Below are 21,691 nucleotides of genomic sequence, written 5' to 3' on the forward strand. Positions count from 1 at the left end.
CCGTATCCCGCAGACGCAAGGCCGTAGCCGCGATCCGTCGGGCGACAGACGATGAGGACATGTCAGCCCACCCCTCCGGTCGTCCGATCGCGGACTATGCGCCCATCGGCGACGGCCGCACGGTCGCGCTCATCGGCCGCGACGGGCGGATCGACTGGCTGCCGCTGCCGGGCGTCGCGGATGTGCCCGTGTTCGCGCGACTGCTCGACGAGCACACCGGCGGATGCATCGAACTCCGGCCCGACGGCGACTTCCGCTCGACGCGCCGCTACGTGCCGGAGACGAACGTGCTCGAGACGACGTTCACCACGGATGCCGGCATCGTGCGCATGACCGACGCGATGGTGTCGGGGGTCGCCGGGCGTCTGCCGTGGGCCGAGCTCGCCCGTCGCGTCGAAGGCGTCGAGGGCACCGTCGCGATGCGCTGGCGGGTGCTTCCGGGGTCGTCTCTGCAGACCGCCGCGCCCTGGATCGAGCACACCCCGCACGCGGACATCATCCGCAGCGGCGCCACGAACCTCGCAGTCTTCGGGTTCGAGCACGGCCCGTCCGCGTCCGACCCGGACTCGTACGACGGACCGCAGCTCGAGGGCTCCTTCTCGACATCAGCCGGCTCGCGCCACCTGCTCGGCCTCGTCGCCACGCACGACGAGCCGCTGCACCTGCCCGACCCGCACAACGTCGACGACAGCATCGACCGCACGATCGAGAACTGGCAGCACTGGTCGTCCGTCTTCTCGTACGACGGGCCGTGGAAGGACCACGTGCAACGCAACGCGCTGGTGCTGAAGCTGCTGATCCACAGCCCGTCCGGCGCGATCGCCGCCGCCGCGACGACGTCTCTTCCGGAGGATCCTCACGGCGGCAAGAACTGGGACTACCGCCACGCGTGGGTGCGCGATCTCGCGTACACGACCCATGCGCTCGTGCGGTTCGGGCTGCGGGAGGAGACCCATGCCGCGCTCTCCTGGCTGCTGCGCACGATTCGTCGGCACGGCTCGGAGCTGCACGTGATGTATGCGCTCGACGGCGAGCTGGTCCCGGAGCCCCGCGAGTACGACGTCCCGGGCTGGCGCGGCATCGGCCCCGTCGTCACCGGCAACCCGGCGGGCGATCAGCTGCAGCTCGGCGTGTACGGCGACCTGATCGCGATCTGCCGCACCTACGTCGACGCGGGCAACGTGCTCGACGTCGCGACCTCGCGGATGCTCGCCGGCATCGCCGACCGCACCTGCGACCTCTGGCGCAATCCCGACTCCGGCATGTGGGAGCTTCCCGAGCAGCGGCACTACACCTCGTCGAAGATGGGCTGCTGGAAGGCGCTCGAAGACGCGGTGGCGCTGGCCGAGTCCGGCGCGATCCCGGGCAGCGCCGAGAGATGGCGGGCAGAGCGCGACCGCATCCGCACGTGGATCGAGGAGCACTGCTGGTCGGACTGCCGCAACGCGTACGTCTTCTACCCGGGCAGCGAGAAGCTCGACGCCTCGGTGCTGCTGCACGCGCCGAGCGGTTTCGACCGCGGCGAGCGCATGTCGTCGACGATCGACGCGCTGACCGTCGAGCTCGGCGAGAACTCCCTGCTCTACCGCTACAGCGGGGTGTGCTCGGAGGAGAAGACCTTCGTGGCGTGCGCGTTCTGGGTGGTCGAGGCGCTCGCCTGCGTGGGCCGTCACGACGAGGCGGTGGAGCGCATGGAGAAGCTCATCCGCCACGCGAACGACGTCGGGGTCTACGCCGAGATGATCGACGCCGGCGACGGGTCCGCGTGGGGCAACACGCCTCAGGCGCTCAGTCACCTCGCCTTCCTCACCGCGGCGATGACGATCCGCGACGTCGTGCCCGCCGAGAAGCTCGCCGATCGATGACCCGCTCGACCCCTTCTACGACCCCAGACCTGAAAGACCCAACGGAAAACAAGGAGAGGACACACCATGTCTCGTGACCAGTACACCTTCGTCAACCCCGCCGAGCTCTACTCCGACATCGAGCCCGAGAAGCAGCACATGCCCGAGCCCGGTCTCGACGCCGACCTCACCCCGAAGGCCGACCTGGGCGAGGAGTCGTACCGCGGCACCGACCGCCTGAAGGGACGCAAGGCCCTCATCACCGGAGGCGACTCCGGCATCGGCGCGGCCACCGCGATCGCCTTCGCCCGCGAGGGCGCGGACGTCGCGATCTCCTACCTCCCCGAGGAGGAGGAGGACGCGGCGCGCATCGCCGGCATCCTTCGTGAGGCCGGCGCGACCGTCGCGCAGATCCCGGGCGACCTTCGGGACCCCGAGTACTGCCGCACGCTCGTCTCCGAGGCGGTCGGCGCTCTCGGCGGGCTCGACATCCTCGTCAACAACGGTGGCAAGCAGATCTTCCAGGAGTCGCTGACCGACATCACCGACGAGCAGTTCGACGACACCTTCAAGACCAACGTCTACGCGATGTTCTGGATCACGAAGGCGGCGCTCCCGCACCTGACGCCCGGCTCGACGATCATCAACACGACGTCGATCCAGGCCTACTCGCCGTCCGACATCCTCGTCGACTACGCGTCGACCAAGGCGACGATCAACGCCTTCACCAAGGGCCTCGCGCAGCAGCTCGCCCCGAAGGGCATCCGCGTGAATGCAGTCGCGCCCGGCCCCATCTGGACCCCGCTGCAGCCGAGCGACGGCCAGCCGCAGGAGAAGATCGACCAGTTCGGCGAGGACACCCCGCTCGGACGCATGGGTCAGCCGGCCGAGCTCGCGCCCGCGTACGTCTTCCTGGCGTCGGCGGAGTCGAGCTACGTCGCCGGTGAGACGCTCAACGTGAACGGCGGAATGCCCACTCCCTGAGCCCCCGCACCACGACAGAGACGAAGCGCGGCGAGCGGACCCCGAGTCCCTCGCCGCGTTCCGTCTCCCGAGCCGAGTGTCGTTCGCTCTGTCGGAGGCATGGGGCACGATGGTGCCATGGCGGACGGCTACGACCTCGACTTCCTCCCGACACGATTCCCTCTCCCCGGCCCGCGCGGCAGACGCGCGAGCTGACCTACCCCCGCTTCTCGGTGCTCCTCGACACCGAGCGCAGACTCGCCGCCGTCACCGCGGTCAACATCGACGGCGGGTCGCTGCGAGATCTGCCGCGCGTCGGCGAGTGGCGTCTCGATTCGAGGGCGGATGCCACTGAGCAGACCGGTCCTGAGGTCTACGCCCGCAACGACCTCGACCGCGGGCATCTCGTGCGGCGCCGCGACCCGGGCTGGGGCAGTGCAGACGAGGCGCGCGACGCCATGGCGGCGACCTTCTTCTACACGAACGCCGCCCCGCAGGCCGCGGGGTTCAATCAGTCCAAGGAGCTGTGGCTGGGCCTGGAGGACCACGTGCTCGCCTACGCCGAGACCACGGACCAGCGTCTCTCGGTGTTCACCGCGCCCGTGCTCGGCGACGAGGACCCGCCGTACCGCGGGATCCGCATCCCGCTGCGGTTCTGGAAGATCGCCGCGTGGCACGGGCCCGACGGCGCCGCTGCGGCCGGGTTCGTGCTCGACCAGTCGGAGCTCGTCGACACCGAGAACGGAGTGCTCGCCGCGCCGCCCCTCGGCACCTTCCGCACCTTCCAGGTGCCGATCGACGAGATCGCCGCCCTGAGCGGAGTCGATGTCGGCCCGCTCGCCGACGCCGACGTTCTTCGTCGCCGGGCGGCGCGAGACAGCGCCTGGCGGTCTCTCACTTCACCGGCCGATATCGTCCTGTAAGGACGATCAGACCTCGACGCCGGACCGCTCCGCGGCATCCGGCCCATCTTTCGTCGCTGGGCCGCTCGCCTCCGACCGGCCGTTCGTCGTCTCACCGTTCTTCATCTCACCGTTCTTCGTCTCACCGACCAGCACCGCCGCGACGCCGACGCCGCAGAGGACGAAGCCGGCGATCGTGACGGCGGTGAGCGTCTCGCCGAGCAGGATGCCGCCGCCCAGCGCCGTGGTCGGTGCGATCAGGAACAGCAGCGCATTGAGCACCGTGATGCCCACCCTGCGCAGGAGCCACCAGTACAGGCCGTAGGCGGCGAGGGTCGGGAACAGTGCGGTGAGCACCACCGCGAGCCAGAACGACGGCGATGCGGGCGGCGCGAGGGATCCGGTGACGGCGGCGACGATGACGAGCAGTACGGACGTCACGACCACATGGATGGTGAGGGTGAGCAGCACCCCCGTCTGCGCGGGTGAGCGCCGTTGGATGAAGGTTCCGATGATGAGGCAGACCATCGCGAGCGCCGGGAGAAGGTACGCGATCGGCGATGCCGCGGAGGATCCGAACTGAGAGCGCACGACCAGCAGCACGCCGACCGCCCCGAGCGCGAGCCCGGCCCACTGCATCCCGCGCACTCTGAGGCCGAGCAGCGGACCGACGAGCACGGCGACGACGAGCGGCTGCACCGCATCGATGAGCGCCACCGTGCCGGTGGCTATGCCCGCGGCGATGGCGGCGTAGACCGCGACGCAGTATCCGAACTGCGCGAACAGGCCGATCAGAGCCTGCGTCCCGATGTCCTTCGGCGTCGCTCCCCTCGCAGAGCCCGACACCCAGACGAGGCCGATGAGAACGACGGCCAGGGGAGCGAACCGCCAGACCAGGAGCGTGAGCGGTGAGTCGTCGACCGTCGCGATGGCCGGGATGAGGAATCCCGAGCTCCACGTCACGACGAATGCGGTGGCCGCCGCGACGGTCACCGACGCTCGTACTATACCGATCTGTTTACTCATCGACGCCACTATACAGGTGGGTATAGTTTTTGCATGCCCCACCCTGTTCCCGACCTCGACGTGCTCACCCCCGCCGCCCGGCGCGTGCTGGACGCCGCGTCGTCACTGTTCTACGAACGCGGCATCCATGCCGTGGGCGTCGACACCATCGCCGAGTTCGCGGGAGTCACGAAGAAGACCCTCTACGACCGCTTCGGATCCAAGGAGGCGCTCGTGGTCGCCTATCTGCAGCACCGCGATGCGCGGTGGCGGGCGCACCTCGGCGAGCACCTGGCCGCCGTGCCGGATGCGGGTGCCGACCGCATCCTCGCGGTCTTCGACGCCGCGATCTCGTGGTCCGACGAGAACAGCCCGAAGGGATGCAGCGCGATCAACGCTCGCGCCGAGATCGGCGACCCTCGCGACGGCAGACTCGTGCTGCCCGAGGTGCAGCGTCAGAAGGTGTGGCTGCTCGATCTGTTCGCCGAGCTCTGCTCAGACGCCGGCGCCCGCGATCCGCTGTCGATCGCGCAGGCGATGATGCTGCTCTACGAAGGGGCGATCGTCACCGTGGGCATGGCCACCTTCCCGAACCCGTTCGTCACCGCACGGGGCTGCGCGGCGTCGCTGCTGTCCGCGGCTCTGGGGAGCCCGCGCCACCCGTGACCGCGAGAGGTCTTGCGGGACCGGCTCCCCGGTGTCACGATTGCCCCACAGCTCTGTCGCGACAGCGGCAGCTGGGGTGCCGCCCATATGACGGCATCGGCGGGGCGCCCTTTCTGCCGCCTCCCCCGTGGTGGGGCGTCCCGCCTCCTCCGAGCGTCGCCTCCGAGTGCCGAGTCCCGAGTCCCGAGTCCCGAGCGTGGAGATCAGCCGTCCGCGTCCGTCGGCGAACCGAACGCCGCGGTCGCCGGGCGCGGTTCGCGACCGCGAGGCTGCGTGGGCCGCGGCCCCGCGTCGTCCGCAGGCGGAGTCGGCAGGGTCACATCCTCACCGGTGAGCACGACCTCCTGATCGAAGTGCCGGATGCCGAGCGGCTCGCTGCCGCTGTAGCGATACGTCGTCTCGGTCTGCGTGACGTCCAGGCGAAGCGTCTCGCCGTGGATGCGCACGCCGAACCCCAGCCGCGTGAGTCGTGACGGCAGGCGAGGACGGAAGCGGAAGCCGTCGGCGGTGTCGCGCATTCCCCCGAAGCCGGCGACGATCGCCGTCCAGGCTCCGGCGAGCGCCGCGATGTGGAGTCCTTCGTGCGTGTTGCCGTGCACGTCGTCGAGGTCGATCGTCGCGACCTCGGCGAGGTAGTCGTAGGCGAGGTCGAGGTGGCCCAGCTCCGCGGCGATGACGGCCTGCGGCGACGCCGAGAGCGAGGAGTCCCGCACGGTGAGCGCCTCGTAGTACTCGAACGCCCGCGCCTTCTGCTCGTGGGTGAACGCCTCGTGCGCGAAGTGCAGGGCGAGTACGACATCGGCCTGCTTCAGCACCTGCTTGCGGTACAGGTCGAAGTACGGGAAGTGGTCGTGCAGGAGGTACTGGTCGGGACTCGTGGCCTCGAAGTCCCACCGCTCGAGCTCGGTGTATCCGGCGGACTGCGGGTGCACCCCTCGCTCCTCGTCGTACGGGATGTGCATCGCGTCGGCGATCGCATCCCACTCCCCGGGCTCCTCCGCGCGGATACCGAGACCACGTGCCCTCTCCGGATGCCGCCGCGCCGCCGCGGCCGCTCCGCGGAGGTTCAGCTGCGCCATGAGGTTGGTGAACACGTTGTCGTTCATGATCGCCGAGTACTCGTCGGGGCCGGTGACGCCGTCGATGTGGAATGCCCCCTTCGCGTCGTGGTGTCCGAGCGACGCCCACAGCCGCGCGGTCTCGGCGAGGAGCTCGAGCCCGTAGTCGCGTTCGAAGTCGGTGTCGCCCGTCGCTCGCACGTAGTGCAGCACGGCCGCCGCGATGTCGGCGTTGATGTGGAACGCCGCGGTGCTCGCCGGCCAGTATCCCGAGCTCTCCCGGCCGTCGATCGTGCGCCATGCGAAGCTCGCGCCTTCGAGGTGCAGGAGCGCCGCACGGTCGCGGGCGTGCCCGAGCGTCGAATGGCGCCAGCGCAGAGCCTGCTCGGCCGCGTGCGGCGCGGTCGCCGTCAGCACCGGGAGGACGAACGCCTCGAAGTCCCAGAAGGTGTGCCCCTCGTACCCCGACCCGGTGAGACCCTTGCCCGGCACGGAGCGGAGCTCGGCCCGCGCGGCGGCTTGGAAGACCTGGAACAGGGCGAAGCGGATCGCCTGCTGCAGCCGCGGCTCGCCCTCGACCGTGACGTCGGCGCACCGCCAGTAGTCGTCGAGGGTGCGGCGCTGATCGTCGAGCAGCTGCGCCCACCCGTCGGTCGCCGCCGCATCGGCCGCTGCCTCGGCCCGATCGCGCAGCGTCGCCGGGGCGAGATCGGGCGACCACTCGTGCGCGACGTACTTGACGACCTCGAGCGTCTCGCCCGCCCCGAGCCGCCGGCGGATCGTCGTGCGGGCCAGGTCGCCGCCCGCCTCCGTGGATGCTCTGGCATCCGAGTCGTCGGTCCGGTGGTCCATCGCGACCGCGACGGTGAGAGCGCTGCGCCGAGTGCGGTGCACGAGCGTGCCGCGCGCGCCCGCCGCGTCGGCGGTGACGGTGACGAGCGGCTCGGAGAGCAGTTCCTGGACCCGCGGGTCCTCATGCTCGATCGGCAGCGGCTCGTTGGCCAGCACCTCGGAGACGATCGTGATCTCGGCCCCGTCGTCGATCGCCTCGACCTCGTATCGGACGGCGGCGACGGCCCGGTGCGTGAACGAGACGAGGCGCGTCGATCGCACGGTCACCCGCCGACCGGCGGGACTCGTCCAGTCGAACTCCCTCGTGAGGGTGCCGTCGCGGAGGTCGAGCCGCCGCACGTGCCTGGTGATCGTGCCGTGCCGGATGTCGAACGGCTCGTCGTCGACGAGGAGCCGGATGATCTGGCCGTTCTGGACGTTGATGACGCTCTGGCCGGCCTCGGGGTATCCGTAGCCGTCCTCGGCGTACGGCATCGGATGCTCCTCGAAGACGCCGTTGAGGTAGCTGCCTGCCAGGCCGCGGGGGTCGCCCTCGTCGAGGTTGCCCCGCCACCCGAGGTGTCCGTTCGAGAGACCGAACACCGATTCCTCGTGCGCGAGGCGATCGGGGTCGAGACCGTGGATGCCGACGCTCCAGGCGTCGACGTCGAACCGCGCGCCGCTCACAGGGCGCTCCGCAGCGCGGGGAGCAGTTCGCTCTCGCACCGCCGCAGGAACGCGGCCTGGTCGCGGCCGACGTGGTGCAGGTAGATGTGGTCGAACCCCTGCGCCATCGCAGCGATCCGCTCGGCGAGGTCGTGAGCGGATGCCGAGACGAGCAGCCCGCGCTCGAGTGCGTCGTCCGACGGCACGATCGCGGCTTCGAAGTCCTCGGGATTCTCGGCATCCCACGTGCTCACGTCCTGCGCCATGCTCTGCGACCACTGGTCCCGCGCGGCGGCGAGCGCCTCTTCGTGCGTGTCCTCGAGGCTGAGATGGATCTGCAGGCGTGCAGTTCCCCGGCCCCCGGCCCCGCGGAAGCGGTCGAGCACCTCGCGCGTCTGCTCGGCATCCGACCCCACCGTGATGAGCCCGTCCGCCCAGTCCGCGATCCACCCGGCGGTGTCGGCGCTGACCGCGGCGCCGAGCAGAGGCACGGGCTCTTCGGGGCGCGTCCACACCCGCGCGTCGTGGATCCGCACCAGCCCGTCGACGTCCACCCGCTTCCCGTCGAGCAGCGCCCTGATCGCGTCGACGCTCTCGCGCAGGCGTCGCTGGCGCACCGGCTTCGCGGGCCATGGGTCACCCGTGACGTGCTCGTTGAGGGCCTCGCCACTGCCGAGCGCGACCCAGAACCGTTCGGGGAACATCTGCGCGAGGGTGCCGATCGCCTGCGCCACGATCACGGGGTGGTACCGCTGCCCCGGGGCATTCACGAGGCCGAACGGGATGCTGGTGGTCGCCATCGCGGCTCCGAGCCAGCTCCAGGCGAAGCCGGACTGGCCCTGCGCTCTGGTCCACGGAGCGAGGTGGTCGGAGCACATCACCTCGTCGAAGCCGACGACCTCGGCCAGTCGGACCGCTGCCAGCAGCTCCCGCGGCGTGTGCTGCTCGTGCGATGCGTGATACCCGATATCGACCATGCGGCGTCCCTCTCACGGCGAAGCCACCCGGCCGCCGTCGCGTTCGTACGTCTGACGTCGAACGTATCGGCTCGAAGACGAGTAGCCCCAGAGGGTTGCGTCGCCGGGGCGCGGCGGGTATCCGATGTCGGGTGACGGGCCGCGGGGACGCCGGTCGGCTACCGGGGCGGGTCGACGACCAGTTGCACCGCGTGTCTCGCCGCGTCCGGCACGAGCGGGATCTTCGCAAGCGCACGGACCACGCACCTACATCAGTTGAAGTCGCCGCCGGGCGCCATGTCGTGGAAGCGCGAGTAGTGACCCTGGAAGGCGACGGTGATCGTCGCCGTCGGGCCGTTGCGGTGCTTGGCGACGATGAGGTCGGCCTCGCCGGGACGCACGTCCTTGTCGTACACCGAGTCGCGGTGCAACAGGATCACCATGTCGGCGTCCTGCTCGATCGAGCCGGACTCACGCAGGTCGCTGATGGCGGGCTTCTTGTCCTGACGCTGCTCAGGACCACGGTTCAGTTGCGACAGGGCGATGACCGGCACCTGCAGCTCCTTGGCGATGAGCTTCAGGCTTCGCGAGAACTCCGAGACCTCCTGCTGACGCGACTCGACGCGCTTGCCCGAGGTCATCAGCTGCAGGTAGTCGATGATGACCATCCGCAGCCCGGCCCGCTGCTTGAGGCGACGGCACTTGGCACGGATCTCGACCAGCGTCATGTTGGGGCTGTCGTCGATGTAGAGGGGCGCGTCGTTGATGCGGCCGCGGGTCGACGCGACAGTCGTCCAGTCGCGCGGGTCGAGCGTTCCCTTGCGCATGTTCTGCAGCGGGATCGCGCCCTCAGCGCTGAGCAGTCGCATCGCGATCTCGCTCTTGCCCATCTCGAGCGAGAAGAAGATCGACGGGTAGTCGTGACCGATCGAGGCCGCGCGGGCGAAGTCGAGGGCGAGCGTCGACTTACCCATCGCAGGACGCGCCGCGACGACGATCATCTGACCGCCGTGCAGGCCGTTCGTGAGTTCGTCGAGCTCCCTGAACCCCGTCGGGATGCCGGTCATCGAGCCGTCGCGACCGTTGGCCGCCTCGATCTCCTCGATCGCAGCATCGACCGCTGTCGTCAGCGGGACGTAGTCTTCGGCGGTCTCGGTGCCCGTCACCGAGTAGATCTCGGCCTGGGCGTTGTTGACGATGTCGGTCGCATCGCCCTGCCCGTCGTAGCCGAGCTGCACGATGCGCGTGCCTGCGTCGACGAGGCGGCGGAGGATCGCCCGCTCCGACACGATGCCCGCGTAGTAGCCGGCGTTCGCCGCCGTCGGGACGATGGAGGTGAGCGTGTGGAGGTAGTCGGCACCACCCGCGCGGCTGAGCTCTCCGGTCTTGATGAGCTCGTCGGTGACCGCGACGACGTCCGTCGGCTCGCCGTGCGAGTACAGCGACAGGATCGCCTCGAAGATGAGCTCGTGCTTGGGGATGTAGAAGTCCGCGCCCTTGAGGGTCTCGATCACATCGGCGACGGCATCCTTCGACAGGAGCATTCCACCCAGCGCGCTCTGCTCCGCGAGGAGGTCGTGCGGCGGTGTGCGCTCGGGCTTGCGCTGCGGCTGCCCTCCGAGGCGCTCCTCTGAGATGTCGGCGATCGACACTGTCTTCCCTTCGATGCGACGAGCTGGATGGATGCGCTGCGGTGTCTCGCTGCGCCAGGGCGGCTACTGGATACCGCCTGATCAGCGAAACAGCAGCCACCGACATCGGGTCGCTCGACCACGCTACGAGCGCGGTTTTCCCGTCGCAACAGAGCCTGTGGATAACCGTGTGGAAAGCGTGCGAACAAGTCCGGAGTGTCTGTGCAGAACGCATGTGGATAACCCGGTGGAGTACCTCATTCCGCTCGATGCTAATCGACTCCCATCTGGGCTTTTCCGTTTCCCCAGCCTGTGGATGAAAACGCGCTTCAACTGCGCATTGAAGGTTTGGTTAACCGAGTTAGACATGTGTAGAACCTGGGGAAAGTCAAGCTCGGATTTCACCGGGCGCGTCACACGACGACACGCCGCGAATCTGGCGGATCCGCGGCCGGATTTTCGTCAAGGGGTATGGACAACGCGATATGCCGGGAGTATGGTCCACCTCATCGACGCAAGTGCGTCGGAACGATCGTCTCTCGGGGGAGGGAAAGTCGATGAGCGCTCAAGCCACCCGGCGCGGCATACCGGCCGTCGCCCTCTGGGGTGGGTTGGGCACGCTCGCCTGGGCGGCCCTCACCGTGCTGACCGGCGGCTCCTCCGCACACGCGGACGACGGCGACTCCTCGCTCCTCGACGGCGTCGGCTCGCTCGTGAGCCAGACCGTTTCCACAGTCGGCGACACGGTCACCGCAGTCACGCAACCCGTCGTGAACGAGGTCGTCGCACCCGTCGTCACCGAGGTCGTCGCACCCGTGGTCACCGAGGTCGTCGCACCCGTGGTCACGCACGTGGCCGCACCCGTGCAGCAGGCGGCTCCCGTGGTCATCGAGACGGTCTCCGAGACGGTGACGCAGGTCCCCGTGGTCGGCCAGCCGGCCGCTCCGGTCGTCGAGACGGTCGTGGAGACAACCGCCGACGCCGTCGCAGAGACGACCGAGTCGGTGACGGCCCCCGTAGCAGCTCTGCTCCAAGACTCGCCGGCGTCTCAGGTCGTCGGGCCCGTGACGGATGCCGCGGCATCGCTGCCCATCCTGGGTGCGCTTCTCGACCGACTCGGAGTCTTCACCCTGGTGGAGGATCTCGCGGGCGTCGTCGACGAAGCGACCTCGACCGTCGGCGGCGTGGTCGACGAGGCCGTCGACGAGGTCGTCGAGATCATCGATCCGCCTGACGCAGTGGTACTCGACCCCGTCACGGCGGCTCCTGCAGACAGGCCAGGAATCCTCTCCGCGGTCTCTGCCGCCGCACCGTCCCGGGCTACCGATCTGCGCTCTGCAGGCACGTCCCGCGCCCTTCTCACCGACTCCCGCACCGCACTCCAGCCGGTAGCCGTCCCCGCTGCATCGACCTCGAGTGCACCCGCGTCCGACGAGGAAGGGACTCCGGTTCCGGTGCCCGTCGGCTCCCCCGTCCCGCTGTCCGGCACGTCCGGTTCCGGCGGAGCATCCGCTCTCTCCCACGCCCGCCTCGGCGACGTGGATCTCCCCGTGCTCCCCGCTGTGGAGCGCACCCCCGGCGCACCCGACGACGTCCTGCCGACGTCGCTGGTCGCCGACACCGACGTCTCTCCTGACTGACGGGTTGTCGCGTCGTCCCTTCGAGGACGACAGATGCCGTGCTGCGCGCGCACACATTCCGCACGCACCCATCCAGACACACCCAGAACAGTCAGGAGAAGGTCATCATGCGTACCTATCTGAAGCGGGCCCTGTGGGGCACGCTCATCGCCGGCGGGGTCACCCTGTTCGGCGCGACAGCGGCCAATGCGGCCGAGACCTCGGGAGACGACAGTCTTCTCTCGGGAACCCAGGCGGAGGCACCGATCTCCGTACCCGTCACGATCGCGGGCAACGCGATCTCACTGCTCGGAGACTCCTCCGCGCAGCCGGCACCCGCCCCTGCTCCGGCACCGGCGCCTGCTCCGGCACCCGCACCCGCACCCGCACCCGTCACCAGCGGTGACTCCGGCACAGCATCCGGCACCCAGGCTGTGGTGGACGTCACGCTTCCCGTGACCATCAGCGGCAACGCGATCAGCGTCACCGAGGACTCGTCGAACGAGGCAGCGGCCGCGCCGGCGGAGGCTCCCCAGGCCCCTGCACCGGCGGTCACGACCAGCGGCGTCGACGGACTGCTGTCCGGCACGCAAGGGATCGTGAGCGTCGACGTGCCGATCACCGTCACCGGCAACGCCATCTCCGTCCTCGGAGACAGCGATGCGGGCGGAACGGCCCCGGCCGCCCCGTCTACCGGTGCCCCCAGCACCGGTGCAGGGACGAGCGGTGACGACAGCACCCTCGGCGGCAGCCAGGTCACTGCACCCGTCACCGCCCCGGTGAACGCCACCGGCAACGCCATCTCCGTCCTCGGAGACAGCGACGTCACGGGCGGAACGGCCCCGGCCGCCCCGTCGACCGGTGCCCCCAGCACCGGTGGTGCAACCAGCGGTGACGACGGTGTCGGCAGCGGCACCCAGGTGACCGCACCCATCACCGCACCGGTGAATCTCGGTGGCAACGCCATCTCCGTCCTCGGAGACAGCGACGTCACCGGCGGCACGGCCCCGGCCGCCCCGACCACCGGTGCCCCCAGCACCGGTGCAGGGACGAGCGGTGACGACGGTATCGGCAGCGGCACCCAGGTGACCGCACCCATCACCGCCCCGGTCGCTGTCGGCGGAAACGCCATCTCCGTCCTCGGAGACAGCGACGTCGCAGGCGGCGCGGCCCCTGCCGCCCCGAGCACCGGTGCCCCCAGCACCGGTGGTGCGACGAGCGGCGAGCGGCGGTGTCGGCAGCGGCACTCAGGTCACTGCACCCGTCACCGCCCCGGTCGCCGTCGGCGGCAACGCGATCTCCGTCCTCGGAGACAGCGACGTCACGAACGGAACGGCCCCTGCCGCACCGTCGACCGGTGCCCCCAGCACCGGTGGTGCGACGAGCGGCGACGACGGTGTCGGCAGCGGCACCCAGGTGACCGCACCCGTCACCGCCCCGGTCACTGTCGGCGGAAACGCCATCTCCGTCCTCGGAGACAGCGACGTCACCGGCGGCGCGGCGCCTGCCGCCGGCTCCCCCAGCACCGGTGCCCCCAGCACCGGTGCGGGAACGAGCGGTGACGACAGCACCCTCGGCGGCACCCAGGTGACCGCACCCGTCACCGCCCCGGTCGCAGTCGGTGGCAACGCGATCTCCGTCCTCGGAGACAGCGACGTCACCGGTGGCACGGCCCCGGCCACGCCCACGACCGGTGCCCCCAGCACCGGTGCAGGGACGAGCGGTGACGACAGCACCCTCGGCGGCAGCCAGGTCACTGCACCCGTCACCGCTCCGGTCACCGTCGGTGGCAACGCGATCTCCGTCCTCGGAGACAGCGACGTCACCGGCGGCACGGCCCCGGCCGCCGGCGCCCCCAGCACCGGTGCCCCCAGCACCGGTGGGATGACGAGCGGTGACGACGGCATCCTCGGCGGCGCCCAGGTGACCGCTCCCGTGACCCTGCCGATCACGATCGGTGGCAACGCCATCTCCGTGGTCGGTGAGAGCACGGTGACGGGCCCGGGAACCACCCCCGGAACGGACCCCGGCACGGACCCCGGAACCGACCCCGGAACCGACCCCGGCACCGACCCCGGCACCGACCCCGGAACGAACCCCGGCACGGACCCCGGCACCGACCCCGGAACCGACCCAGGAACGAACCCCAGCACTGAGCCCGGCAACGGCACCGCCACCACCCTCGGTGGAGCCTCCAGTGCGATCGCGAGCGGCGGAGCTGTGACTGCTACCGCCGCGACCGAGGGACTCGCCGCCACCGGCGGCTCGTTCCCGACCGCACTCGGAGCTCTTGCAGCCGTCCTTCTCCTTCTCGGAGCCGGGATGCTGCGTCGCCGACACGTGACGGCCTAGCCGCCAGATCCCGGCGGCGCCTCCATCCTCGGGGGAGGAGATGTGGCGCCGTCGGTGTGCGGATCCCCTGACGGCGGGAGGGGAACCCCTTCCCTTCCCGCCGTCCGCGATGCCGCGCAGTTCGCGGATGCCCCGTGTCCCCAGCACGGGGCATCCGCCATGCCTCGTTTCCTGTCATACGGCCGCAGGTCGACGTGCATCCCCGATACGCCGAACGCCCCCTACCTCGAGAGGTAGGGGGCGTTCGCACCTCGACGGGCTCAGTGGCCCATCGACGAAATCGTCACTTGGCGGCGACGACCTGCAGGGTGATGACAGCGGTCACGTCGTCGTGCAGACGAACAGTGGCCTCGTGCTCACCGACGACCTTGATGGCCGATCCGATGTGCACCTTGCGCTTGTCGATCGAACCGAGACCCGCAGCTGCGACAGCATCCGCGATGTGCTCGGTTTTGACCGAACCGAAGAGGCGACCCTCGTTGCCGGCCTTGACGGCGAGGCGAACCTTGGTGCTCTCGATGTTGTTCTTCAGGGTCACGGCCTCGTCGCGGTCGTGGATCGCGCGAGCCTGACGAGCAGCCTGGATCGAAGCGACCTGCTTTTCGCCACCGCGGGTCCACGCCGTAGCGAAGCCCTGGGGGATGAGGTAGTTACGGGCGTACCCGTTCTTGACCTCGACCACGTCGCCGGCGCTTCCGAGCCCTGCGACCTCGTTCGTGAGAATCAGCTTTGCCATCTCAGTACCCCTTACCGGCCGGCGCCAGCGTAGGGCAGGAGCGCCATTTCGCGCGCGTTCTTGATCGCGGTCGCGATCAGACGCTGCTCCTGCACCGAGACACCGGTGATACGACGGGCACGGATCTTGCCGCGCTCCGAGACGAACTTGCGGAGGGTGGCGACGTCCTTGTAATCGATGACGCCAACCCGGATGGACTTCGCGGGAGCGGCGTTCTTCGCGCCCTTCCGCGGCTTGCGGCGGTCGCCGCTCGACTTTCCAGCCATAGTTTTTCCTTAGTGATGAGACGGCCCTTCGGCGAGCTCACGGACCACGCGGGTCGAGCTCAGGGCCATAGATCGTGAATCAGAACGGGGTGTCGTCACCGAAGCTGCCCGGAGTGCTCCAGGCATCTGCGCTGGTCGACGAGCCGGGCGTGGACCACGGCTCCTCCGACACCTGCTGCTGCTGTGCGGGGCGGGACTGTCCGCCACCGCCGCCGGCACCGCCGGTCGACGCCGCACGGGTGACCTGTGCGGTCGCGTACCGGAGCGAGGGGCCGATCTCGTCGACCTCCAGCTCGATCGCGGTGCGCTGGTTGCCCTCGCGGTCCTGGTAGGAGCGCTGACGCAGACGGCCCTGCGCCATGACGCGCATACCCTTGGTCAGCGAACCTGCCACATGCTCGGCGAACTCCCGCCACACGGATGCACGGAGGAACAGCGCTTCGCCGTCCTTCCACTCATTCGCGGCGCGGTCGAAGTTCCGAGGCGTCGATGCGATGGTGAAGTTCGCCACCGGCAGCCCGTTCTGCGTGTACCGCAGTTCGGGGTCGGCCGTGAGGTTTCCCACCACGGTGATGACGGTCTCGCCAGCCATGAGCCTTAGGCCTTCGCAGCCTTGGCGGCCTTGCGAGCAGCCTTCTCCTCGGAGCGCTTGGCCTCCGAAGCGACCATCGCCTGAGCCTCTTCCGAGCGGAGGACCTTGGTGCGCATGATCTGCTCGTTCAGCTTCAGCTGACGGTCGAGCTCCTGCGTGGCCTCGCTGGTGGCGGTGAAGTTGACGACGGCGTAGATGCCCTCGTTCTTCTTCTGGATCTCGTACGCAAGACGGCGCTTGCCCCAGATGTCGACCTTGTCAATCGAGCCACCATCGTTGGTGATGACCTTCAGGAACTTGTCGAGCGTAGGTGCGACCTGGCGCTCGTCGATCTCGGGGGTCAGAATGACCATGAGTTCGTACTGGTGCGTCACTTACCCACCTCCTTCGGACTAGAACGGTTTCCGGGGCTTTCCCGGAAACAGGAGGGTGTGTGAACGTGCCGGCCCATCGATGGGCACAGGGGCCCAGGGCAGACAACCTTGACAGTCTAGCGGAGATTCCTTCGCGGTGTTCCCACGATCTCCCCCACGCTATTGGCATGCTGGTATTCGTGCGTGGCGAACGACGTCGTGCACGCGACCGAAGGGGGAACGCCATGCGCGTGAAGAAATGGGGGGTCGGACTCGTCCTGACCGCCGCCGTACTGCTCACCGGATGCACCGCAGCTGCCGAGGAGCCCGCTGACGAGAAGCCGGCCGCGACCGCCGAGGAGACCACGGCGCCCGAGTCCGACTGCCCCGAGCTGTCCGAGGGCGCGACCGTCGACGGCACGGCGCTCGGCACCTGCATCACCGAAGCGATGACGGACACCGCCGGCTACGCCGCCAAGACCAGCATCCTGGGCATGGACACGACCGCCCGGTACAACCCCGAGACGAAGGCCGTCGAGACGATCACGCCGATGGGTTCGCTCATCGTCATCGGAGACGATGCCTGGGTGAAGTCCGCGACCAGCGAATGGCAGGTCGCCGACCCCAACTCGCCCGATCCGATCATCGCGTCCCTGAGCAGCGGTGCGGCGGCGGCGTCTCAGGCCGACCCCGCGACGGCGGCCGGTGCGCTCACGGGTGAGTTCACGGTGACCGGCATGGGTACGCGCCTCGGCCAGGACGTGTACGTCCTCACCGGCACGTCCGAGGCGCAGGGCGTCGCGGTCGATGTCACGTTCGAGGTCACCTCCGACTACGTGGTCCTCGCGACCAGCGGCACCACCGAGGCAGCCGGCCAGTCCATCGAGACGTCGCTCGAGATCACCGAGTGGGACGTCGCGCAGGACATCGTCGCCCCGATCTGACGGACGACGTCGACCGTGCGGGCCGGGGCATCGCCTCGGCCCGCACTGCGTCCCGGGGCCGCCCGCACCCGGTTGGGAGGAGATCTCCCCCTGGGGCGGAGGTTTCGTCACCAGAAGTCCGCCCCACGCGTGGTTCTCCGCCCGACGCGGTGATGGCGGTGGTGGTAGGGGGCACGGGCGCACGGCGGTAGGGCGGCGGTGGGGCGGCACGGCGGCAGGGGCGCACGGATCCGCAGTACGTCGGGCACGCGTCGGAGTCCTGAAAGTCTGGGCGCCGGGATCCTTCCTTGCGCACCCGCATCCTCCCGCACCCTGTCGGGCGGAGATCTCCCCCTCGGGCGGAGGTTTCCTCACGAAAAGTCCGCCCCACGCGTGGTTCTCCGCCCGACGCTGTGATGGCGCTGAGGGACCGAGGCGCGGGGGCGGAGCAGGAGTATGTCCGGACGCGTCTGGGGACTTCAGAAAGTCTGGGCCCCGGCATCCTTCCTTTCGCACCCGCATCCCGTCCGCCCGCACCCTCTCGGGCGGAGAAGTCCCCGTGGGGCGGAGGTTTCGTCACGAAAAGTCCGCCCGACAGGTGGATCTCCGCCCGACGCGCAGCGCCCGAGGGTCAGCCGAGGGTCAGCCGAGGACCGGCGGGATCTCCGACCAGAGGAGGCGATCGTTCGTCGACGGCGCGATCGGAATGTGACCCCGGCCGTCGGGCTCGGGGATCGCGGCGAGCAGCGCCTGGGTGTACGGATGCTGCGGTGACGACCAGACGCGGTCCGTGGGTCCCGACTCGAGCACCCGCCCCGCGAACATCACGAACGTGCGGTCGGCGATGCGTCGCACCACGGCGAGGTCGTGCGAGATGAACAGCATCCCGGCGCCCGATTCGGCGACGAGATCGCGCATGAGACCGGCGACGCTCGTCTGGGTCGACGCGTCCAGTGCCGAGATCGGCTCGTCGGCAACGAGCAGCGACGGCCGAGCGGCGAGTGCCCGCGCGATCGCGATGCGCTGCTTCTGTCCTCCCGAGAACTGGTGCGGGAAGCGCGAGGCGACCTCGGCGGGCAGCCCCACGCGCTCGAGCCACTCCTCCACCGTCGATCCGGCAGCACCGCGGGCGCGGGCCGTCGAGATGCCGTCGGCGATCTGATCGCCCACCCGTCGGCGAGGGTTGAGCGACGTCGACGGATCCTGGAAGACCATCTGGATGCCGGTGAGCGCCAGGTCGCGGCGGCGGATGCCGAGCGGCTTCACCGGCGCATCGCGGAAGCGCACGTCCCCACCGGCGAGCTTCTCGATGCCGACGACTGCCCGGGCGAGGCTCGACTTGCCGCTGCCGGATTCTCCGACCAGAGCGACGGTCTCACCAGGAGCGACCTGCAGGGAGACATCGTTCACGGCCACCACGGGAGGATTGCCCGGGTATCGGACCACGACGTTCTGCGCGTCGAGGACGGCGACCTCACTCATGTGCGTCCTCCTCATCGGGTGCAGGCACCGCACCCGCAGGCGCGGACACGGCATCCGCCGGTGCGGACACCGCATCCGCCGGCACCGCACCGGCATCGGCATCCGCGATCTTCGACCCCGGCAGTGCGGCGAGCAGCGTGCGGGTGTATTCGTGCTGGGGCGAGCGGAACAGCGTCTCGCGGTCGGCCCGCTCGACGATGTGCCCGTTCTTCATGACGGCGACCTCGTCGGCGATGGCGCTCATGACCCCGAGGTCGTGCGTGACGAGCAGCACGGCGAGGTTGCGCTCGATCGCGAGGTCGCGCAGCAGACGCAGAATGCCGGCCTGCACGGTGACGTCGAGAGCGGTGGTCGGCTCATCGGCCAGCAGCACCTCGGGGTCGCAGGCGAGCGCGCAGGCGATCGCGATGCGCTGGCGCTGTCCGCCCGAGAACTGGTGCGGGTAGCGCTTCAGCGCGGCATCCGGATTCGGCACCTGCACGGTCTCGAGCAGCTCGATCGCCCGGGCCTTCGCCGCGTCGCCACGCAGACCGAGATGCACGCGCATGTGATCGGTGAGCTGACGGCCGATCGGCAGCTGAGGGTGCAGCGAGGCCGAGGGATCCTGGAAGATCATCGCGATGCGCTTGCCGCGGACCCGGTTGAGCGACCGCCGACGGAGGCCGAGGAGCTCCTCCCCCGCGAGCGTGATCGACCCGCCGGTGCGCGCCTGCCGGGGCAGGAGCCCGAGCACGGCGAGCGACGTGAGCGTCTTGCCCGATCCGGATTCGCCGGCGAGTCCGTGAATGCGCCCGGCCTCGAGATCCAGCGAGATCCCGTGCACGAGCGGACGACCGATGTCGATCGTCAGATCGCGGATGCTCAGCGCGGTCATGCTGCCGCCCCCTTCGCCGACGCCACGTGCTCGGCCTGCTTCTCGTGGGTGACCTCGGCGGTCGGGTCGAGGATGTCGCGCATCGCGTCACCCAGGAAGTTGAAGGCGAGCACGACCGTCAGGATCGCGAGTCCGGGGAAGACACCGAGCCACCACGCGTCGAAGTTCTGCATGGCCGCGGAGATCATCGACCCCCACTCGGCGGTGGGCGGCTGCGCGCCGAGCCCGAGGAACGAGAGTCCGGAGAGCAGGAGGATCGCGGCCCCGATGTCGAGCGTCGCCAGCACCAGCACGGGGCCCGCGATGTTCGGGAGGATGTCGACGAACAGCGTGCGCAGCGGGGAGTGGCCGAGCAGGCGCCCGGCGATCACGTAGTTCTGACCGCGGAGTCCGAGCACGATGCTGCGGGTGACGCGGGAATACTGCGGCCACGACACGACGATCGCCGCGATCACCGCGTTGAACAGCGACGGACCGAGGGATGCCGCCACGACCATCGCGAGGATCACGGTCGGGAAGGCCATGAACAGGTCGGTGATGCGCATGAGGGTCTCATCGACCCAGCCGCCGAAGTACCCGGCGACCGCGCCGATCACCGTGCCGATGATCATCGCGGCGATCACGAGCATCAGCGCGAGCGGAAGGCTCACGGTGGCACCGGTCATCAGCCGCGAGAAGATGTCGCGGCCGTTGCCGTCGGTGCCGAGCAGGGTGTCGATGCCGGGTGCCTGCAGACGCGGCAGGACCTGGGCGTTCGGAGCGAACGGCACCCACCACTGCGCGGTGAACGCGACGATGATCCAGGCGCCCGCGATGACGGTGCCGATCACGCCGAGCGGCGTGCGCCAGGCGCGCGGCCAGCGGAAGCGGAAGCGCCAGGGCCCGGATGCCGAGTCGATGCGGCTCATGCGATCCTCACTCTCGGGTCGAGGACGCCGTAGAGCAGGTCGACGACGAAGTTGATGAGGAGGTAGATGACGCCGACCACGAGACCGACGCCCATGATTCCGGGGAGGTCGAGGTTCGCGGCGGAGTTGTAGGCGTAGGTGCCGAGGCCCGGCCAGGCGAACACCGACTCGACGAGCACGGTGCCCGAGAGCAGGGACCCGAAGGCGACGCCGACGACCGTGAGGATCGGGAGGGATGCTCCGCGGAGCACGTATCCGACGATGACGCGCATCGCGGGCAGGCCCTTGGCCCGAGCAGCGCGTACGTAGTCGCTGTCGAGGACCTCGAGCACGGAGGTGCGGATGAACCGCGTGAGGAGTCCGATCGTCACGAGCGACAGGACGAGCACCGGCAGCGCGAGGTGCGCGAGGGCGTCGAAGAATCCGACGCTGTCGCCGTTCAGGAGGTAGTCGATCGTGTACATCCCGGTGACGCGCGGCGGCGGGGTGATCGACGGCGAGATGCGACCGGATCCGGGTGCGATGCGGAGCTCGAGGAAGAACACGTAGAAGCTGACGAGGGCGAGCCAGAAGGTCGGGACGCTGAGGCCGATCAGCGTCACGATGCGGATCACCTGGTCCGTCACGAGGCCGCGGCGGTAGGCCGCGAGCGTGCCGAGGACCACGCTCACCGCGAGGCTGAGGATGATGGCGCCGATCGCGATCTCGATCGTGGCCGGCACCGCGGTGGCGAGATCGCTGGTGACCGGTCGCCCGGTCACCAGCGATGTGCCGAGGTCTCCGCGGAGCAGATTCCCCATGTAGATGAAGTACTGGACGATCAGCGGCTGATCGAGACCGTTGGCCTTGATGAACGCCTCGCGCGTCGCCGGGTTCTGCGACGCTCCCTCCCCCAGCGCCGCCGACACGGGGTCGCCGGGCACGAGATTGGTCAGCGCGAAGGTCACGATCGTGACGCCCACCAGCAGCAGGAGGGAGGTGCCCACCCGTCGCAGGAGGTAGCCGACGAGCGGCGACCTGCGCCGCTGCGCCTGGCGTTGCACGGCCACCGTCGTCATAGGAGT

At 69.5% G+C, this 21,691-nt stretch carries 19 protein-coding genes and 1 pseudogene; 8 read left to right on the forward strand and 12 right to left on the reverse strand.

Annotated features, from left to right (window positions below):
• Positions 1-59: 59 nt before the first annotated feature.
• The 3 genes from BN2660_RS05445 (at position 60) to BN2660_RS05455 (ending at position 3,730) form a co-directional block, all read left to right on the forward strand.
• Positions 60-1,865, forward strand: a complete 1,806-nt coding sequence (locus tag BN2660_RS05445) for a glycoside hydrolase family 15 protein (protein WP_091228239.1) — start codon at positions 60-62, stop codon at positions 1,863-1,865.
• A 66-nt stretch (positions 1,866-1,931) separates the two neighbouring features.
• Positions 1,932-2,828 (forward strand): SDR family oxidoreductase, encoded by an 897-nt coding sequence (locus BN2660_RS05450; RefSeq protein WP_091228240.1) that lies wholly within the window; start codon positions 1,932-1,934, stop codon positions 2,826-2,828.
• A gap of 212 nt (positions 2,829-3,040) precedes the next feature.
• Entirely contained in the window at positions 3,041-3,730 is a 690-nt protein-coding gene (locus tag BN2660_RS05455; RefSeq protein WP_369690536.1) for a DNA/RNA non-specific endonuclease, read from the forward strand.
• A 6-nt stretch (positions 3,731-3,736) separates the two neighbouring features.
• Here the strand turns inward: BN2660_RS05455 and BN2660_RS05460 are convergent, their stop codons facing one another.
• Positions 3,737-4,735 (reverse strand): DMT family transporter, encoded by a 999-nt coding sequence (locus BN2660_RS05460; protein WP_255305043.1) that lies wholly within the window; start codon positions 4,733-4,735, stop codon positions 3,737-3,739.
• Positions 4,736-4,768: 33 nt separating this feature from the next.
• Here BN2660_RS05460 and BN2660_RS05465 point away from each other — a divergent pair, with 33 nt between their 5' ends.
• Positions 4,769-5,380, forward strand: coding sequence for a TetR/AcrR family transcriptional regulator (locus BN2660_RS05465; protein WP_091228244.1), 612 nt, complete (start codon positions 4,769-4,771; stop codon positions 5,378-5,380).
• 203 nt (positions 5,381-5,583) lie between these two features.
• Here the strand turns inward: BN2660_RS05465 and BN2660_RS05470 are convergent, their stop codons facing one another.
• From BN2660_RS05470 to dnaB, 3 genes are all read right to left on the reverse strand, one after another.
• Positions 5,584-7,956: a glycoside hydrolase family 65 protein gene (locus tag BN2660_RS05470; protein WP_091228246.1), complete on the reverse strand. Its 2,373-nt coding sequence runs from the start codon at positions 7,954-7,956 to the stop codon at positions 5,584-5,586.
• A complete protein-coding gene (locus BN2660_RS05475) occupies positions 7,953-8,912 on the reverse strand; it encodes a TIGR03885 family FMN-dependent LLM class oxidoreductase (RefSeq protein ID WP_091228248.1) in 960 nt (319 codons plus the stop codon). Before BN2660_RS05475 ends, BN2660_RS05470 begins: the two co-directional genes overlap by 4 nt.
• Positions 8,913-9,163: 251 nt before the next feature.
• Positions 9,164-10,543 (reverse strand): replicative DNA helicase, encoded by a 1,380-nt coding sequence (gene dnaB / locus BN2660_RS05480; protein ID WP_091228250.1) that lies wholly within the window; start codon positions 10,541-10,543, stop codon positions 9,164-9,166.
• Between the two features lie 536 nt (positions 10,544-11,079).
• On the opposite strand from dnaB, the gene BN2660_RS05490 reads away from it, so the two are divergent.
• From BN2660_RS05490 to BN2660_RS16565, 3 genes and pseudogenes are all read left to right on the forward strand, one after another.
• Complete coding sequence (locus tag BN2660_RS05490; RefSeq protein WP_176697099.1) at positions 11,080-12,162, forward strand: hypothetical protein; 1,083 nt, start codon at positions 11,080-11,082, stop codon at positions 12,160-12,162.
• 107 nt (positions 12,163-12,269) lie between these two features.
• Positions 12,270-13,076 (forward strand): annotated as a pseudogene (locus BN2660_RS16860) (chaplin family protein); the annotation flags it as partial.
• A 256-nt stretch (positions 13,077-13,332) separates the two neighbouring features.
• Positions 13,333-14,493, forward strand: coding sequence for a beta strand repeat-containing protein (locus tag BN2660_RS16565; RefSeq protein WP_255305045.1), 1,161 nt, complete (start codon positions 13,333-13,335; stop codon positions 14,491-14,493).
• 283 nt (positions 14,494-14,776) lie between these two features.
• On the opposite strand, the gene rplI is transcribed toward BN2660_RS16565, so the two are convergent.
• From rplI to rpsF, 4 genes are all read right to left on the reverse strand, one after another.
• A complete protein-coding gene (rplI, locus tag BN2660_RS05500; protein WP_091228258.1) occupies positions 14,777-15,229 on the reverse strand; it encodes a 50S ribosomal protein L9 in 453 nt (150 codons plus the stop codon).
• An 11-nt stretch (positions 15,230-15,240) separates the two neighbouring features.
• Complete coding sequence (gene rpsR, locus BN2660_RS05505; protein ID WP_017203799.1) at positions 15,241-15,495, reverse strand: 30S ribosomal protein S18; 255 nt, start codon at positions 15,493-15,495, stop codon at positions 15,241-15,243.
• A gap of 79 nt (positions 15,496-15,574) precedes the next feature.
• Positions 15,575-16,087 (reverse strand): single-stranded DNA-binding protein, encoded by a 513-nt coding sequence (locus tag BN2660_RS05510; protein WP_067121966.1) that lies wholly within the window; start codon positions 16,085-16,087, stop codon positions 15,575-15,577.
• Positions 16,088-16,092: 5 nt separating this feature from the next.
• A complete protein-coding gene (rpsF, locus tag BN2660_RS05515) occupies positions 16,093-16,461 on the reverse strand; it encodes a 30S ribosomal protein S6 (protein WP_029264265.1) in 369 nt (122 codons plus the stop codon).
• A 224-nt stretch (positions 16,462-16,685) separates the two neighbouring features.
• On the opposite strand from rpsF, the gene BN2660_RS05520 reads away from it, so the two are divergent.
• Positions 16,686-17,384, forward strand: a complete 699-nt coding sequence (locus BN2660_RS05520; RefSeq protein WP_255305046.1) for a hypothetical protein — start codon at positions 16,686-16,688, stop codon at positions 17,382-17,384.
• Between the two features lie 621 nt (positions 17,385-18,005).
• Here BN2660_RS05520 and BN2660_RS05525 read toward each other — a convergent pair.
• Genes BN2660_RS05525 through BN2660_RS05540 form a run of 4 tightly spaced genes read right to left on the reverse strand, consistent with a single transcriptional unit; the run spans position 18,006 to position 21,685 of the window.
• Positions 18,006-18,845 carry an ABC transporter ATP-binding protein gene (locus tag BN2660_RS05525; protein WP_091228262.1) on the reverse strand — a complete coding sequence of 280 codons (840 nt, stop codon included), beginning with the start codon at positions 18,843-18,845 and terminating at the stop codon, positions 18,006-18,008.
• Positions 18,838-19,719, reverse strand: coding sequence for an ABC transporter ATP-binding protein (locus tag BN2660_RS05530; protein WP_091228264.1), 882 nt, complete (start codon positions 19,717-19,719; stop codon positions 18,838-18,840). The genes BN2660_RS05525 and BN2660_RS05530 overlap by 8 nt, the downstream gene beginning before the upstream one ends.
• Positions 19,716-20,627, reverse strand: coding sequence for an ABC transporter permease (locus BN2660_RS05535; RefSeq protein WP_091228266.1), 912 nt, complete (start codon positions 20,625-20,627; stop codon positions 19,716-19,718). Before BN2660_RS05535 ends, BN2660_RS05530 begins: the two co-directional genes overlap by 4 nt.
• Positions 20,624-21,685: an ABC transporter permease gene (locus BN2660_RS05540; RefSeq protein ID WP_091228268.1), complete on the reverse strand. Its 1,062-nt coding sequence runs from the start codon at positions 21,683-21,685 to the stop codon at positions 20,624-20,626. Before BN2660_RS05540 ends, BN2660_RS05535 begins: the two co-directional genes overlap by 4 nt.
• Between the last annotated feature and the right edge of the window lie 6 nt (positions 21,686-21,691).

The sequence above is a fragment of the Microbacterium sp. 3J1 genome (assembly GCF_001049495.1).
In the GTDB taxonomy this organism is placed as follows: domain Bacteria; phylum Actinomycetota; class Actinomycetes; order Actinomycetales; family Microbacteriaceae; genus Microbacterium.